Origin of the sequence: Erwinia sp. V71, from assembly GCF_965644245.1 — a bacterium.
GTDB lineage: Bacteria > Pseudomonadota > Gammaproteobacteria > Enterobacterales > Enterobacteriaceae > Erwinia.
Genome location: NZ_CBFFRK010000003.1, coordinates 40,224 through 56,984, shown reverse-complemented (window position 1 = coordinate 56,984; position 16,761 = coordinate 40,224). Strand labels below are relative to the sequence as shown.

Here is a 16,761-nt window from a genome sequence, read left to right as displayed (position 1 = left end):
TGGCGGTAAGGCGGCAGGGCTGCGTCTTTGCAACCTGAGTATGAAGGGGAATGTGGTTCCCACCACCCTGGCGGACTATAACTAAGAGAGAGCTCTATGAATCCTGAGCGTTCTGAACGCATTGAAATCCCTGTGTTGCCGTTGCGCGACGTAGTGGTTTATCCGCACATGGTAATTCCGTTGTTTGTAGGTCGGGAAAAATCGATTCGGTGCTTAGAAGCCGCCATGGATCACGATAAAAAGATCATGCTGGTAGCACAGAAAGAGGCTTCAACGGATGAACCTGGCATAAACGATCTCTTCTCGGTAGGGACGGTTGCATCCATTCTGCAAATGCTGAAATTGCCGGATGGCACGGTAAAAGTGCTGGTTGAAGGCCTGCAACGCGCCCGTATCACCACGCTGGCCGATAACGGCGACCACTTCACTGCCCAGGCGGAATACCTGGCGTCGGCGGAACTTGATGAGCGCGAGCAGGAAGTGCTGGTGCGCACCGCGATTAATCAGTTTGAAGGCTATATCAAACTGAACAAAAAAATCCCGCCGGAAGTACTGACGTCGCTGAACAGCATCGACGACGCAGCGCGTCTCGCCGATACCGTTGCAGCGCATATGCCACTGAAACTGGCCGATAAGCAGTCAGTGCTGGAGATGTCAGACGTCAACGAACGTCTGGAATATCTGATGGCAATGATGGAGTCAGAAATCGACCTGTTGCAGGTGGAAAAACGCATCCGCAACCGCGTCAAAAAGCAGATGGAGAAGAGTCAGCGCGAGTACTATCTGAATGAGCAAATGAAAGCGATTCAGAAAGAACTGGGCGAAATGGACGATGCGCCTGACGAAAATGAAGCGCTGAAGCGCAAGATTGACGCGGCAAAAATGCCGAAAGAAGCGCATGAAAAAGCCGAAGCTGAGCTGCAGAAGCTGAAAATGATGTCGCCGATGTCCGCCGAAGCCACCGTCGTACGTGGTTATATCGACTGGATGGTACAGGTGCCATGGAATGCGCGCAGCAAGGTGAAAAAAGATCTGCGTAAAGCGCAGGAGACGCTGGATACCGACCACTATGGTCTGGAGCGCGTCAAAGACCGTATTCTGGAATATTTAGCGGTACAGAGCCGTGTCAGCAAAATCAAAGGCCCGATTCTGTGCCTGGTGGGACCGCCAGGGGTAGGTAAAACCTCACTCGGCCAGTCCATCGCCAAAGCGACCGGTCGCAAATATGTGCGTATGGCGCTGGGCGGCGTGCGTGACGAAGCGGAAATACGTGGTCACCGCCGTACCTATATCGGCTCTATGCCAGGTAAACTGATTCAGAAAATGGCGAAAGTGGGCGTCAAAAACCCGCTGTTCCTGCTGGATGAGATCGACAAAATGTCATCCGACATGCGTGGCGATCCGGCTTCCGCGTTGCTGGAAGTGTTAGATCCGGAACAGAATATCGCGTTTAACGATCACTATCTGGAAGTGGATTACGATCTTTCTGACGTGATGTTTGTGGCAACGTCTAACTCCATGAACATCCCGGCACCGCTGCTGGACCGTATGGAAGTGATTCGTCTTTCCGGTTATACCGAAGATGAAAAACTGAATATTGCCAAACAGCATCTGTTGCCGAAACAGATTGAACGCAATGCGCTGAAAGAGAGCGAAATCAGCGTTGATGACAGCGCCATTATTGGCATCATTCGTTACTACACGCGTGAAGCGGGTGTGCGTAGCCTGGAACGCGAACTGTCGAAACTGTGCCGTAAGGCGGTGAAAGCGCTGTTGCTGGATAAGTCAGTGAAACATATCCGCATTGATGGCGATAATCTGAAAGATTATCTCGGCGTGCAGCGTTTCGACTATGGCCGTGCCGACAGCGAAAACCGCGTAGGTCAGGTAACCGGTCTGGCGTGGACGGAAGTGGGCGGCGATCTGCTGACCATTGAAACCGCCTGCGTACCAGGCAAAGGTAAACTGACTTACACCGGTTCTCTCGGTGAAGTGATGCAGGAATCTATCCAGGCCGCGCTGACTGTTGTGCGCGCTCGTGCTGAGAAACTGGGTATCAATGGCGACTTCTACGAGAAACGTGATATTCACGTTCACGTACCTGAAGGTGCCACGCCGAAAGATGGTCCGAGCGCCGGTATTGCGATGTGCACCGCACTGGTGTCCTGTCTGACCGGCAACCCGGTGCGTTCCGATGTGGCGATGACCGGTGAAATCACCCTGCGTGGTCAGGTACTGCCGATTGGCGGCCTGAAAGAAAAACTGCTGGCTGCACACCGTGGCGGCATCAAAACGGTGTTAATTCCGGATGAAAATAAACGCGATCTGGAAGAGATTCCGGATAACGTGATTGCCGATTTGGAAATCCATCCGGTAAAACGCATCGAGGAAGTGCTGACGCTGGCGTTGCAGAATGCGCCTTATGGCATGCAGGTTGCCACCGCTAAATAGTGATTTAAGGCAAATATAACCAAAAAGTGGGGCTGGCAGGTGAAATGATGCTTGCCAGCCTTTTTTTGTCTCGCTAACTTAGGTAGCTGATCGAATTGGTAACGTGAACGAATAACGTTGTCTCGACTCATCAGGCTTGATATAACTTGCAGCGCGTTCGCAACGAGCCCGGAAGCTCGGATGCGAGGTGAATAATAAAGAGGGGATGAATAGAGTGAATAAGTCACAATTGATCGACAAAATTGCTGCGAATGCTGACATTTCTAAAGCTGCAGCTGGACGTGTATTAGATGCATTTATTGCTTCAGTTTCCGATTCTCTGAAAGCAGGCGACGAAGTGGCGCTGGTTGGTTTTGGCACTTTCTCCGTGCGTGAACGTTCTGCACGTACTGGCCGCAACCCACAGACTGGTAAAGAAATTACCATTCCAGCAGGCAAAGTTCCCGGTTTCCGCGCGGGCAAAGCGCTGAAAGACGCCGTTAACTAAGCGTAGTTAATTGTCCACTGAAGTAATTTCTTCGCTGGATTGAGGACGACCAAAGCGTTCTCATGTAACATACCGGGCACATCAGACAAATGATGTGCCTTTTTTTATCCTGGTCTGTGACAAATGCGCTGTGCGGATGTCATAAGACTGGCCGATAGCTGCAGGCCTGAAATGCAGCTGCGCTTGCCGCGCGGACGCGGGAGCTAAGCGTAGGTTTATTCACACTACAGTGGAGTGTTGGCATACCATGATGGACAATTTACGCGCGGCGTCGAACCATGTCGTGCTCAAGATTATTTTAGGTTTGATTATCCTGTCATTTGTGCTGACCGGAGTGGGCGAATTTTTGGTTGGCGGAAATGGTGATTACGCCGCAAAAGTGAACGGGCAGGAGATCAGCCGGGCACAGCTGGAACGTGCGTTTTCCTCTGAGCGTAGCCGCCAGCAGCAGATGCTGGGCGAGCAGTTCTCCCAGCTGGCCGGTAACGAAGGTTACATGCAGCAGATGCGTCAGCAGGCGCTCTCTCAGCTGGTTGATGAAGTGCTGCTCGACCAGTATGCCAAAGATCTGAAACTGGCAATCAGCGACGATCAGATTAAACAGGCAATTTTCACTCAGCCTGCTTTCCAGACCGATGGCAAATTTGATAATGCCAAATATCTCGCGCTAATCGGCAATATGGGCTTCACGGCTGACCAGTATGCAGAAGCACTGCGCAAGCAGCTGACCACTCAGCAGCTGGTGACTGCGGTCGCGGGCACCGACTTTATGCTCTCAGGTGAAGCTGATTCGCTGGCTGCACTGGTTTCACAGCAACGCAGCGTGCGCACGGCCACCATCGATGTGACCAAACTGACGGCGCAGCAGCAGGCGAGTGACGAAGAGATTAAGAACTACTACGAGCAGCATAAAAATGACTTTATGGCGCCGGAGCAGTTCCGTGTGAGCTACATCAAACTGGATGCGGCAAACATGCAGGAAACCGCCAGCGACAGCGACATTCAGAGCTGGTACGACGAACACAAAGCTGAGTTCGGCCAGCCACAACGCAACCGTTACAGCATTATTCAGACCAAAACGGAAGCGGATGCGCAGGCGATTGTTGACCAGCTGAAAAATGGCGCTGATTTTGCCGCGCTGGCGAAAGAGAAATCTGTCGATCCTATCTCTCGCCGTAACGGCGGCGATATGGGCTGGCTGGAGCCATCCACCACGCCTGATGAGCTGAAAGAGGCTAATCTGACCAGCAAAGGCCAGCTCTCTGGTGTGGTCAAGTCTTCCGTCGGTTTCCTGGTGGTGCGTCTGGATGATATTCAGCCGGAGCAGATCAAACCGCTGGCCGAGGTGCGTGACAGCATCATCGATAAAGTGAAGCAGGAAAAAGCGGTCGACGCCTACTACAAACTGCAGTCAAAAGTGAGTGATGCGGCAAGCAACAACACCGAATCGCTGGCTGGTGCTGAGCAGGCGGCGGGTGTGAAAGCGGTGGAAACCAGCTGGTTTGACCGTGACAGCCTGCCGGCAGAGCTGAATTTCGATGCGGTGAAACAGGCGATTTTCAACGGTGGTTTAGTGGGTGAAAACGGTGCGCCGGGCAGCAACTCCGATATCATTACCGTTGATGGCGATCGTGCTTTTGTGCTGCGCATCAGCGAGCATAAAGCTGAAGCGGTGAAACCGTTTGCTGAGGTGCAGGCGCAAATTACTGGCACCATTAAACGCAACAAAGCGGAAAAACAGGCGCGTACTGACGCGGATAAAATCCTTGCTGAGCTGAAAGCGGGCAAAGATGATGCGCTGAAAGCGGCAGGCCTGAGCTTTGCGGATGCGAAAACCCTGACCCGTACTGGCCAGGACCCGCTGACCCAGGCGGCCTTTGCGTTACCACAACCGGCGAAAGATAAAGCCTCTTACGGTATCAGCGAAGATATGCAGGGCAATGTGGTACTGCTGGCGCTGGATAAGGTGGAAGCAGGCACGCTGCCTGAGCAGCAGAAGCAGGCGATGGTGCGTGGTGTGACACAAAACAATGCGCAAATCGCTTTCGAAGCACTGCTGAGCAATCTGCGTAAAGAAGCCAAAGTGAAATACGGCGCAGCGGCACAACAGTAATCCGCTACGCAATTTCTCTGCAACAAACTGCAACTCAAAAGGCCGCTTACGCGGCCTTTTCCATTTTTGGGTTTTGCCATTTGTCGCGTAAGTCAGGCGGCGGTAGCGTAGCGCTGCTGTTACACACATGAAGGAACCACAGCATGATAAAAAACCGGCTGAATGCCTTAGCTATCGTTCTGGCGCTGACCACGGAAACGCTGTCATCAGCATGGGCGGCAGAGACTCACCACGCTCCGGTGGAAACGAAAACGCTGAGCGAAAGCAAGGCGGAAGAGGGGCTTGTCAGTATCAACAGCGCCAGCGCCGAGGAACTGGCGGCGGCAATGAATGGTGTTGGCATTAAAAAAGCCGAAGCGATCGTCAGCTATCGCGAGACCTATGGTCCGTTCAGCGCCGTAGAACAGCTAAAGGAGGTGCCCGGTATTGGCAGTGCGCTGGTTGAGCGTAATGCCGCCCGGCTAAAATTGTGATCTGATTCCCAGACTGGCGCTTCGCTGACGAGGCGCAGGATAACAAACTGCTAACATTTGGAGGTCATACCAGTGGTGTGACCTCTTTTTCTTTGGGCGAACCGATGAGGCAACGAGGCTATGCAAACAAAAATTAAAGTACGCGGCTATCATCTGGATGGCTTTCTGCATGTGAATAATGCCCGTTATCTCGAATTCCTTGAAGAGGCGCGCTGGGAGTGGCTGGAAAACAGTGACGCGCTGCGCTGGATGATGGCGCACAACATTATCTTCGTGGTGGTGAATATCAATATTAACTATCGCCGGCCAGCAGTGGCGGGGGATGTTCTGATTATTGACAGCCATCTGGTGAAAATCAGTGATACCAGCGGTGTGCTTAGTCAGAAAGTGTTACTCGATGACGGCACGCTGGTGGCGGATGCGATGCTGACGTTTGTCTGTATTGACCCGAAAACGAAAGCCGCATTGCCATTAGATGGCGAATTACGCGTGCATATGAAATCAATGCTGCGGGAATAGCGATGTCGTTATTTTCATAACATTGCCGGGTTTTTCCCGGCAGCTTTGGTATGCGAACAGAAACAAACGGCCTTCCCCATGCGTGCGTGAAGGCCGCCGGCACGATCAGTTGAGGCCTGTTTTTGCTTTCATCGCCGCCATGACTGCCGTGCTGTTAGCCTGATAATCCGCCAGCCCTTTGGCGCGCAGGTGACAGGCGGCACATTCGCCACAACCATCCCCTTTAATGCCGTTGTAGCAGGTCAGCGTCTGCTGACGCACCAGCGGCAGCTGCTGCCAGTAATCGGCCAGTGCCCAGGTCTCGGCTTTATTCAGCCACATCAGCGGAGTTTCAAAACGGACGTTGCGCGCCATACCCAGCTCAATCGCGTGATTCAGTGCTTTAACAAACTCATCGCGGCAATCGGGATAACCGGAAAAATCGGTTTCGCAGACGCCGGTAATCACCGCGTCGGCTTCCACCTGGTAAGCATAAATGGAGGCCAGCGTCAGAAACAGAATATTGCGTCCCGGCACAAAAGTGCTCGGCAGACCACTGGCGGCGGGGTCGTAAGCAGGAACCGGAATGTTGTCGCGCGTCAGGCTGCTGACGGCCAGTTCATTCAGCAGACGAACATCCAGCACTTTATGTGCCCGTGCACCCAGCTGCAGCGATAGCGCCTGGGCGACGTCGATCTCTTCACGATGACGCTGACCATAATCAAAAGTGACACAATGCACTTCATCATACTGCGCCAGCGCCTGAATCAGGCAGGTGGTTGAGTCCTGTCCACCGCTAAACACTACTACTGCACGTTTCATATCAGGCCTTCGTCATCTTAGTTCGCTACATTAGCCGCGTATGGTACTGCCTGCGCCCGCTTCACTCAATCGCCACCGGCGGTGGCACCCACGCACGGGTAAAATCAAACCAGCCCCAGGCATTCAGATGGATGCCCTGTACGCCAGGTGGTGCGCTGATCTGGTAGCGATAATTAAACAGTGGCGTGACCAGTGCATCGTTCATCAGCTGGCGGAAACTGTGCTGCAACGCACTCAGCCGCACGGCTTCCTCTGGCTGCGCCTGGATTTGCTGCAGAGTGGTAAGCAACTCCTGATAGCGTGCGTGGCTGAGAATGGCGGACCACAGGGGATCGAGGCGCAGCCAGCTTTCCAGCGTAAACTCAGGGGCGTCGCCAATGCGCCGGTCACCCATTAATAAATCGGCGTCTTCCAGCGCGGCATAATCCGCCCAGTTCTTGGCCGGATGAAAGTGCAGTTCCAGCTGGCAGTGATGCTTAGCCAGCAGTTTCTGCAGGGCAAGCGCCATCGCATCCAGTTCGACGGGTAAATGGTAGTGCAGGCTGAGGGTGGCAGGCAGCGCGACATCATCGGCCGACCAGTCCGGCAGCGGCCAGCCAGGTAACATCTCCTGACTGGGCGTAATCAGCCCTTCTTCCACCGGCAGTTGTGCAATGAGTTGTGCCTCGTGTAACAGGCGCATCACTTTGGTTGCCTGCTGCCGGTTCAGGTGGCGCTGCTGGTTAATCGCCAGATAGCAGAAACCGAGGCTGATACCGTTGCTCACCGGCCGCAGTAAATCCAGTTCATCCCGTGCGCCAATGGCAATCTGCACCGGGTGGCGGCAACTGGTGCCCAGCTGGCTGTCGAACAGCTGCGGCGTGATCCAGTATTCGATGGTTTGCATCAGTGGCAGACGCAGGTGATAGCCGCTGTGGCTCTCGATGCGTACCAGCGTCGGCGTGAAGTGGCTTAGCCGGTAGGGACCTGCGCCCAGTGTGGCATCGCCGGGGTGTGGCAGCAGGCATAATACTGTGGCCAGACGGTGCGCCAGCCAGTAATCAGGACTGTGCAGTTCGAAGCGCAGGCAGAGCGCGTGAGCCAGTGTCACCTGCCTGACGCTGGCAAGCAGTTTTGCTCCCACTTCACTGGCGAGGATCTGCTGCAGTTGCTGCTGAAGCTGGGCGGCACTGATCACTTCGCCGTTATGCCAGCGCAACTGCGGGCGCAGATAGAATAACCACTCGCGCTGGTTGTGATGGCACACCCAATGGTGCGCCAGATCGCCCACCACCTGATTTCCCTCAAACCGTGTCAGCCCGGCATACAAATGGCAGCACAGATGCTGCTCCGCACGGCCGCTGGCATACAGTGGGGTAAGGGACTCCAGCGGGCGGTAGTAGGGAATACGCAGCGTCGGCGTATCATGCTGCCACTGTCCACCCATAAACGGCTGCAACAGCTGGCCAAGCTGCTCCGGCGCCAGCTGTGCCAGTTGCAATGCATGTTGTGATTGTCCGCGATCGAGCTGTTGCTGCAGCAGAGCGCTGCGCAGGTGTTGTGGTGTTTGCAGAAAACGCAGCTCGCCGCGTCTGCCACGTCCAGCCTGCGCCTGCCATGTCAGCCATTGCGCCTGCTGCCACTGGCGCAGCAGAGTACGCAGATGGCGTTCACTGCAGAAGCACAGCGCGGCCATCTCCGCCACGCTGGTATGTTGTGGCGCGCCATTGCTGTGTTGCCACAGACGCGCGAACTGATTGAGATGATTGAGCTGGCGCACAGCATAAATCCGGAAGGGTTTTCATAAAGTATTCACTATTAGTTCCGTAATTGCCAGGTGATACTGTGTACTCAACGCTGCACAAAAACCGGAGGTGAGATGTCGCGTTTAGCTGCTTTTGATATGGATGGCACCCTGCTGTTACCCAACCATCGTCTGGGTGACGAAACCATTGCCAGTCTGCGTGCACTGAAGGCGCGCGAGGTGATTCTGGCGTTTGCCACTGGCCGGCATTTTCTCGAGATGAAGCTCCTTGCCACTGAACTGGCGCTCGATGCCTGGCTGATTACCGGTAATGGCACCAGAGTGCACAACATGCATGGCGAAGCGCTGCATACCAGTGACCTCCCGGCGGATATCGCCTGGCAGGTGATCCATACGGCCTGGGATACCCGCGCCACACTGCACGTGTTTAATGATGATGGCTGGTTTACCGGTCAGCATGTGCCGGAGATTTTAACGGCGCACCAGATGAGCAGCTTCACTTATCAGCTGGCAGAATTACGTGACTTCCCGGCGGACAAGGTAACCAAAATCTGTTTTGTCGCGCCACATGAAGAGTTATTAGGTCTGGAGATGCAACTGCGTGAAGCGCTGGGCGAACGCGCGCATATCTGCTTCTCCGCCTGGGATTGCCTTGAAGTGCTGCCGCTGAACTGTAATAAAGGCGCGGCGCTGAACTTTCTCAGCCATCACCTCGGGTTCACCATGGCGGATTGCATGGCCTTTGGCGACGCAATGAACGACCGCGAGATGCTGTCGGATGTCGGCCACGGATTTATTATGGGCAACGCCATGCATCAGCTCAAAACGGCGCTGCCGCATTTACCGGTTATTGGACATTGCGCGACACAGGGCGTGTCGCATTATTTAAATCACTGGCTGACGACACCACACCTTAATTATTCCCCCGAATTCTGAGGTCATTCCAGCACGCCGGACCGGATAGTCCGGCTTTTTTATTGCAATGCCTGCTGCCATGGCGTGATATCGCCAATATATTCCTGCACCCAGTCAGGGTTGTAATAGCTGTCGAGATAACGTTCACCGCTGTCGCACAGCAGGGTGACAATCGCGCCCTGGCGACCCTGTTCGCGCATTTCGCGCGCCACCTGCAACGCACCCCAGATATTGGTGCCGGTTGAGGCGCCAGCCTTACGTCCGAGGGTTTTCTCCAGCCACAGCATGGCGGCAATACTGGCGCCATCCGGCACTTTCAGCATGCGGTCAATCACATCGGGGATAAATGACGGCTCCACGCGCGGGCGGCCAATGCCCTCAATCCGGCTGCCGACTGCACTGGTTAACTGCGCATCGCGCCGCTGCCAGTAGTCATAAAACACCGAATTCTCCGGGTCCACCACCAGCAGTTGCGTATCATGTCCCTGATACCGCAGGTAGCGACCAAGAGTGGCTGAGGTGCCGCCGGTGCCTGCGCTCATCACAATGGTATCCGGCACCGGGTAAGGTTCGCTGGCCATCTGCCGAAAAATACTTTCGGCAATATTGTTATTGCCGCGCCAGTCGGTGGCGCGTTCGGCATAGGTAAACTGATCCATAAAATGGCCGTGCAGATCGCGCGCCAGACGCTCTGACTCGGCATACAGCTGGCAGGGATCGCTCACGAAATGGCACTGCCCGCCATAAAAGGCAATCTGTTCAATCTTGCGTCGCGCGGTGCTGGCAGGCACCACGGCAATAAACGGCAGACCCAGCAGGCGGGCAAAATAGGCTTCCGATACCGCGGTACTGCCGGAAGAGGCCTCGATAATTGGCTGGCCCTGTTTGATCCAGCCATTGCTTAAGCCATACAGGAACAGTGAGCGTGCCAGGCGGTGTTTCAGGCTGCCGGTCGGGTGGGTGCTTTCATCTTTTAAATAGAGCCAGATACCGGGGAAGTCCGGCAGCGCAAGGCGGATCAGATGCGTATCGGCGGAACGCTGAAAGTCCGCGTTAATTTCATTAATGGCGTATTTGACCCACTGACTGCTCATGATGCTGCTCCTGGAAATAGTCGCTACAGAGTAAGGCATTTGTGGGAAAAAAGGTTTATCTTCTTTCCTGTATAATCGCCTGCTAAGAGAAAATTTTTCTCCGGAGTGTCGTCATGCTAGATAAAACTGACCGCAAACTGCTGGCGCTGCTGCAACAGGATTGCACCCTGTCACTGCAGGCGCTGGCCGATGCGGTAAATCTCACCACCACGCCCTGCTGGAAACGGCTGAAGAAGCTGGAGGATGACGGCATCATTCGCGGTAAAGTGGCGCTGCTGGACAGTGAAAAAATCGGATTGTCACTGACCGCCTTTATGCTGATTAAAACCCAGCAGCACAGCAGTGTCTGGTATCAGCAGTTTGTTGAGGTGGTGCACAGCCTGCCGGAAGTGATGGCGTTTTACCGTATGGCGGGTGAGTACGACTATCTGCTGCGTATCCAGGTGGAGGATATGAAATCCTATGATGCGTTCTACAAACGATTAGTGAACGGCGTTCCGGGACTGCTTGATGTCACTTCAAGCTTTGCCATGGAAGAGATAAAATACACCACGGCACTGCCAGTGAATTGTTAATTATTGAGGTCTATTACCTCAGCCGATTTTATTCAGGACATATTGCGTGCGATTGTTTAGCCAATTACGTTGGTTTTTTGCCCGGGAATGGCGTCGTTATCTGGGCGCGGTGTCGTTGTTGATTGTGATAGCGATTTTGCAGCTGCTGCCGCCAAAAGTGGTCGGTGAAGTGGTCGACGGCGTGACACAACAACAGATGAACACCGGACAAATTCTGCTGTGGATTGGTGCCATGCTGCTTACTGCGGTGGTGGTCTACCTGCTGCGCTATGTCTGGCGCGTGCTGCTGTTTGGCGCCTCTTATCAACTGGCGGTGGAACTGCGCGAGGATTTCTATCGCCAGCTGAGCCGGCAACATCCCGAATTTTACCTGCGTCACCGTACCGGTGATCTGATCGCTCGTGCGACCAACGATGTCGATCGCGTGGTGTTTGCGGCCGGCGAAGGCGTGCTGACGCTGGTGGATTCGCTGGTGATGGGGCTGATGGTGCTGCTGGTAATGAGCACGCAAATCAGCTGGCAGCTAACTCTGCTGGCGCTGCTGCCAATGCCGCTGATGGCGCTGGTGATTAAGCGCTACGGCGAGCAACTGCATAACCGCTTCAAACTGGCGCAGGCGGCGTTCTCCTCTTTAAACGATCAGACGCAGGAGAGCCTGACCAGTATCCGCATGATCAAAGCCTTTGGTCTGGAAGATCATCAGTCCGCGCGTTTCGCGGCGATTGCCCGTGATGCCGGTGAAAAAAATATGCGTGTGGCGCGCGTCGATGCGCGTTTCGATCCGACCATCTATATCGCGATTGGTCTGTCCAATCTGCTGGCAATTGGCGGCGGTAGCTGGATGGTGTGGCACGGGCAGATGACGCTTGGCCAGCTGACCAGCTTTGTGATGTATCTCGGCCTGATGATCTGGCCGATGCTGGCGCTGGCATGGATGTTTAATATCGTCGAGCGCGGCAGTGCGGCGTGGAGCCGTATCCGCTCGCTGCTGAACGAAGCGCCCGCTGTTGCCGATGGTGATAAAACCCTGACAGAAGGGCGTGGTCTGCTGCAGGTGGCAGTCCGTGAATTTACTTATCCGGGCAGCCAGCAGCCTTCGCTGCGCAATATTAATGTCAATCTGAAACCCGGCCAGATGCTGGGATTGTGCGGGCCCACCGGGGCAGGCAAAACCACGTTACTGAGCCTGATTCAGCGCCATTTCGACAGTGCGCAGGGTGATATTCGTTATCACGGTATGCCGCTGACGCAGCTGCGCATCGACAACTGGCGCAGCCGGCTGGCGGTGGTGAGTCAGACACCATTCCTGTTCTCTGACAGCGTGGCGAACAATATTGCCCTTGGGCGGCCGAATGCCACGCGCAGTGACATTGAGCGGGTGGCGCGTCTGGCCAGCGTGCATGACGATATTCTGCGTCTGCCGCAGGGTTATGAAACTGAAGTCGGTGAACGTGGTGTGATGTTGTCCGGCGGGCAAAAACAGCGTATTGCCATCGCCCGCGCGTTGCTGCTGGATGCCGAAATTTTGCTGCTGGATGATGCGCTGTCGGCCGTCGATGGGCGCACTGAACATCAGGTCCTGCACAATTTACGCAGCTGGGGAGAAGGGCGCACGGTGATTATCAGCGCCCATCGTCTGTCGGCACTGACCGAAGCGAATGAGATTCTGGTGATGCAGCATGGCGTGGTGGCACAACGTGGCAGCCATGATCAGCTGGCTGCGCAGAACGGCTGGTACAGTGATATGAACCGCTATCAGCAGCTGGAAGCGGCACTGGACGACGATGAGAATGAAAAGGGAGTGCCCCATGGCTAATCTGACGACGCTGTGGCCGACGTTAAAACGTTTACTGGCCTACGGTAAGCCGTGGCGAAAATCGCTGGGCATCGCGGTGCTGCTGTTGTGGATCGCGGCGGCGGCGGAAGTGCTGGGTCCCATTCTGATCAGCTACTTTATTGATAATCTGGTGGCAAAACACCAGATGCCGCTGGGCATCGTGCTGGGGCTGGTCTCGGCGTATATCCTGCTGCAGCTGCTGGCCGCGGCACTGCATTACAGTCAGTCACTGTTGTTTAACCAGGCGGCGGTTGGCGTGGTGCAACGTCTGCGCAGCGATGTGATGGATGCGGCATTACGCCAGCCGCTGAGCGCATTTGATACCCAGCCGGTCGGGCAGATTATCTCGCGTGTCACCAACGACAGTGAAGTGGTGCGCGATCTCTATGTCACGGTGGTGGCGACGGTGTTGCGTAGCGCGGCGCTGATTAGCGCCATGCTGGTGGCGATGTTCAGCCTCGACTGGCGTATGGCGCTGGTGGCGGTGACCATTTTCCCGGCCGTGCTGATTGTGATGCTGATCTATCAGCGTTACAGCACGCCGATTGTGCGTCGGGTGCGCAGCTATCTGGCGGATATCAATAACGGCTTTAATGAAGTGATTAACGGCATGAGCGTGATCCAGCAGTTCCGCCAGCAGGCGCGCTTTGGTGAACGTATGGGCGAAGCCAGCCGTTCGCACTATCTGGCGCGTATGCAGACCCTGCGGCTGGATGGCTTTTTACTGCGCCCGCTGTTAAGCCTGTTCTCGGCCATGATCCTGTGCGGCCTGATGCTGTTGTTTGGCTTTTCGGAGGTCGGCAGCATCGAGGTTGGCGTGTTGTATGCCTTTATTAACTACCTTGGTCGTCTCAATGAGCCGTTGATTGAGCTGACCACCCAGCAGTCGATGCTGCAGCAGGCGGTGGTGGCGGGTGAGCGGATGTTCGAGCTGATGGATGCGCCGCGTCAGCAGTACGGTGACGACAATCAGCCGTTAACCAGTGGCCGTATTGAGGTCGACAACCTGACTTTTGCCTATCGTGACGATCGCAACGTGCTGAGCGATATTAATCTGCAGGTAGCATCGCGCGATTTTATTGCGCTGGTGGGTCATACCGGCAGCGGGAAAAGTACGCTTGCCAACCTGCTGATGGGGTATTACCCGTTAAAACAGGGCGAAATACGCCTCGACGGGCGGCCATTAAGCCGCCTCAGCCACCAGAGTTTGCGCCAGGGCGTGGCGATGGTGCAGCAGGACCCGGTGGTGCTGGCTGATACCTTCTTCGCCAATGTTACGCTGGGGCGTGACATCAGTGAGCAGCAGGTATGGCAGGCGCTGGAGACAGTACAGCTGGCGGAACTGGCACGCGGCATGGTGGAGGGCATTCATACCCGGCTGGGTGAGCAGGGCAACAATCTGTCGGTCGGCCAGAAGCAGTTGCTGGCGCTGGCGCGTGTGCTGGTGGCCTCGCCACAGATTCTGATCCTTGATGAAGCAACCGCCAGTATCGATTCCGGTACTGAACAGGCGGTGCAGCGTGCGCTGCGCGCCATTCGCCAGCACACCACGCTAGTGGTGATCGCCCATCGCCTGTCGACGCTTACCGAAGCGGACAATATTCTGGTGCTGCATCGCGGTCAGGTGGTCGAGCAGGGTAACCATCGTGCCCTGCTGGCACAGCAAGGTCGCTACTGGCAGATGTACCAGCTGCAGCTGGCTGGCGATGAACTGAGCGCGGGCATGGTGGCAGAAGCATAAAGTCAAATTGCACCTTTTTTGCACAGTTTTTTCGGAATGTTCTGCATTGATGCACTTCCTTAACGCGTAACGCACCGAAATGGTGCGTTTTTTGTTACCGCAACACCTTACTTGTTTGTGAAGGGTGATCCCCTTCACAGCGTGACCGCAGTCGCAGACTGACTAATCCCCTGAATTTTTCCCCTTTTTAATTTATGGCACAGCCTTTGCTTTACTCATCTCGTGTCCGGTGTGACAAACAATTTATCTACCTGGAGGGGATCCTATGAAGCTGGTTACCGTGGTAATCAAACCGTTCAAACTAGAAGATGTGCGTGAAGCATTATCGAATATCGGTATTCAGGGGCTGACCGTCACCGAGGTGAAAGGTTTCGGCCGTCAGAAAGGTCATGCAGAACTGTATCGCGGCGCCGAATACAGCGTAAATTTCCTGCCTAAAGTGAAAATTGATATTGCGGTTGCCGACGATCAGGTGGATGAAGTGATTGATGTCATTAGCAAAGCTGCCTACACCGGCAAAATTGGCGACGGTAAGATCTTCGTTGCAGAACTGCAGCGTGTCGTCCGTATTCGTACCGGCGAAACAGACGAAGCCGCACTGTAATTTCGCGTTCTGAATTGTGATGGGATGGAATAAAATGAAAAAAGTACTGACTTCGTTAGGTCTCACCAGCCTGGCACTGTTACCCTCGCTGGCGATGGCGGCGCCTGCGGTTGTCGATAAAGCCGATAACGCCTTTATGATGATTTGCACCGCGCTGGTGCTGTTTATGTCTATACCTGGCATTGCCCTGTTCTACGGCGGCCTGATCCGCAGCAAAAACGTTCTGTCGATGCTGACGCAGGTTGCGGTCACTTTCTCACTGGTATGTGTGCTGTGGGTGCTGTACGGCTACTCACTGGCCTTCAGCGAAGGTAACGCCTTCTTCGGCGGCTTCGGCTGGGCGATGCTGAAAAATATTGAACTGACTGCCTTAACCGGCTCCTTCTATCAGTATATCCATGTGGCGTTCCAGGCTTCCTTCGCCTGTATCACCGTGGGTCTGATTGTTGGCGCGATTGCGGAACGTATCCGCTTCTCTGCGGTGCTGATTTTCGTTGCAGTATGGCTGACTCTGGCTTACCTGCCGATTGCACACATGGTATGGGCGGGCGGCTTCCTGGCTCAGGATGGCGCGCTGGACTTCGCGGGCGGTACTGTTGTACACATCAACGCCGCTGTTGCGGGGCTGGTTGGTGCTTACCTGCTGGGTAAACGTGCGGGCTTCGGTAAAGAAGCGTTCAAACCACACAACCTGCCAATGGTATTCACCGGTACGGCTATCCTGTATGTCGGCTGGTTCGGCTTCAACGCTGGCTCAGCAAGCGCAGCGAACGAAATTGCTGCCCTGGCCTTCCTCAACACCGTGGTGGCGACGGCGGGTGCGGTGCTGGCCTGGACCTTCGGTGAGTGGATGTTCCGTGGCAAGCCATCTCTGCTGGGTGCCAGCTCTGGTTTCATCGCCGGTCTGGTTGCGATTACTCCAGCCTGTGGTTATGTCGGTGTCGGCGGCGCGCTGATTATCGGTATCGCGGGTGGTATCGCTGGTCTGTGGGGCGTGACAGTACTGAAAAAATGGCTGCGCGTTGATGACCCATGTGATGTATTTGGTGTGCACGGTGTCTGTGGTATCGTAGGCTGTATCCTGACGGGTGTGTTCGCGTCCTCTTCACTGGGTGGCGTGGGTTACGCAGAAGGTGTGACCATGGGCCATCAGGTTATGGTACAGCTGGAGAGCGTGGCACTGACTATCGTCTGGACCGGTGTGGTGGCCTTCATCGGCTTCAAACTGGCAGATATGATTGTTGGCCTGCGTGTACCGGAAGACCAGGAACGTGAAGGTCTGGACGTCAACAGCCACGGCGAAAACGCTTACAACCAGTAAGACGGGAAATATGCTCAGAAGAGCAGTGCGCTAAAATAATAAAAAAACAAAGGGGGCAATGCTGCGGCATTGCCCCCTTACTCTTT

Annotated in this window: 14 protein-coding genes; 11 read left to right on the top strand and 3 right to left on the bottom strand. The window is 55.0% G+C overall.

All coding sequences use genetic code 11. The features are described 5' to 3' along the window. Window positions 1-96 precede the first annotated feature (96 nt). From lon to ACSZO1_RS01265, 5 genes are all read left to right on the top strand, one after another. On the top strand, window positions 97-2,451 hold the full coding sequence (gene lon, locus ACSZO1_RS01285; protein ID WP_437608729.1) for an endopeptidase La: 2,355 nt from the start codon (window positions 97-99) through the stop codon (window positions 2,449-2,451). A 214-nt stretch (window positions 2,452-2,665) separates the two neighbouring features. Continuing rightward, window positions 2,666-2,938, top strand: coding sequence for a nucleoid-associated protein HU-beta (gene hupB / locus ACSZO1_RS01280; RefSeq protein ID WP_437608808.1), 273 nt, complete (start codon window positions 2,666-2,668; stop codon window positions 2,936-2,938). 247 nt (window positions 2,939-3,185) lie between these two features. Continuing rightward, the gene (gene ppiD / locus ACSZO1_RS01275) at window positions 3,186-5,051 is read left to right on the top strand and encodes a peptidylprolyl isomerase (RefSeq protein WP_437608727.1); all 1,866 of its coding nucleotides are present in this window, start codon (window positions 3,186-3,188) and stop codon (window positions 5,049-5,051) included. 143 nt (window positions 5,052-5,194) lie between these two features. Beyond that, window positions 5,195-5,524 carry a helix-hairpin-helix domain-containing protein gene (locus ACSZO1_RS01270; RefSeq protein ID WP_437608725.1) on the top strand — a complete coding sequence of 110 codons (330 nt, stop codon included), beginning with the start codon at window positions 5,195-5,197 and terminating at the stop codon, window positions 5,522-5,524. Window positions 5,525-5,644: 120 nt separating this feature from the next. Beyond that, window positions 5,645-6,043, top strand: a complete 399-nt coding sequence (locus ACSZO1_RS01265) for an acyl-CoA thioesterase (protein WP_437608723.1) — start codon at window positions 5,645-5,647, stop codon at window positions 6,041-6,043. A 105-nt stretch (window positions 6,044-6,148) separates the two neighbouring features. Here ACSZO1_RS01265 and queC read toward each other — a convergent pair whose 3' ends face one another. Both queC and ACSZO1_RS01255 read right to left on the bottom strand, forming a co-directional pair. Beyond that, window positions 6,149-6,844 (bottom strand): 7-cyano-7-deazaguanine synthase QueC, encoded by a 696-nt coding sequence (gene queC, locus ACSZO1_RS01260; RefSeq protein WP_437608721.1) that lies wholly within the window; start codon window positions 6,842-6,844, stop codon window positions 6,149-6,151. A 61-nt stretch (window positions 6,845-6,905) separates the two neighbouring features. Beyond that, window positions 6,906-8,603 (bottom strand): SgrR family transcriptional regulator, encoded by a 1,698-nt coding sequence (locus ACSZO1_RS01255; protein ID WP_437608719.1) that lies wholly within the window; start codon window positions 8,601-8,603, stop codon window positions 6,906-6,908. 99 nt (window positions 8,604-8,702) lie between these two features. Here ACSZO1_RS01255 and cof point away from each other — a divergent pair, with 99 nt between their 5' ends. Beyond that, the gene (cof, locus tag ACSZO1_RS01250; RefSeq protein WP_437608718.1) at window positions 8,703-9,524 is read left to right on the top strand and encodes an HMP-PP phosphatase; all 822 of its coding nucleotides are present in this window, start codon (window positions 8,703-8,705) and stop codon (window positions 9,522-9,524) included. A gap of 38 nt (window positions 9,525-9,562) precedes the next feature. On the opposite strand, the gene ACSZO1_RS01245 is transcribed toward cof, so the two are convergent. Beyond that, window positions 9,563-10,597 (bottom strand): PLP-dependent cysteine synthase family protein, encoded by a 1,035-nt coding sequence (locus tag ACSZO1_RS01245; RefSeq protein WP_437608716.1) that lies wholly within the window; start codon window positions 10,595-10,597, stop codon window positions 9,563-9,565. Between the two features lie 113 nt (window positions 10,598-10,710). Between ACSZO1_RS01245 and ACSZO1_RS01240 the strand changes: the two genes are divergently transcribed. The 5 genes from ACSZO1_RS01240 (at window position 10,711) to amtB (ending at window position 16,675) form a co-directional block, all read left to right on the top strand. Then, window positions 10,711-11,172 (top strand): Lrp/AsnC family transcriptional regulator, encoded by a 462-nt coding sequence (locus ACSZO1_RS01240; protein WP_437608714.1) that lies wholly within the window; start codon window positions 10,711-10,713, stop codon window positions 11,170-11,172. Between the two features lie 46 nt (window positions 11,173-11,218). Then, window positions 11,219-12,988 (top strand): SmdA family multidrug ABC transporter permease/ATP-binding protein, encoded by a 1,770-nt coding sequence (locus ACSZO1_RS01235; protein WP_437608712.1) that lies wholly within the window; start codon window positions 11,219-11,221, stop codon window positions 12,986-12,988. Further along, entirely contained in the window at window positions 12,981-14,750 is a 1,770-nt protein-coding gene (locus ACSZO1_RS01230) for a SmdB family multidrug efflux ABC transporter permease/ATP-binding protein (protein WP_437608710.1), read from the top strand. The genes ACSZO1_RS01235 and ACSZO1_RS01230 overlap by 8 nt, the downstream gene beginning before the upstream one ends. 265 nt (window positions 14,751-15,015) lie before the next feature. Then, window positions 15,016-15,354 (top strand): P-II family nitrogen regulator, encoded by a 339-nt coding sequence (gene glnK, locus ACSZO1_RS01225; RefSeq protein WP_437608708.1) that lies wholly within the window; start codon window positions 15,016-15,018, stop codon window positions 15,352-15,354. A 34-nt stretch (window positions 15,355-15,388) separates the two neighbouring features. Next, the gene (gene amtB, locus ACSZO1_RS01220; protein WP_437608706.1) at window positions 15,389-16,675 is read left to right on the top strand and encodes an ammonium transporter AmtB; all 1,287 of its coding nucleotides are present in this window, start codon (window positions 15,389-15,391) and stop codon (window positions 16,673-16,675) included. Window positions 16,676-16,761: the final 86 nt, after the last annotated feature.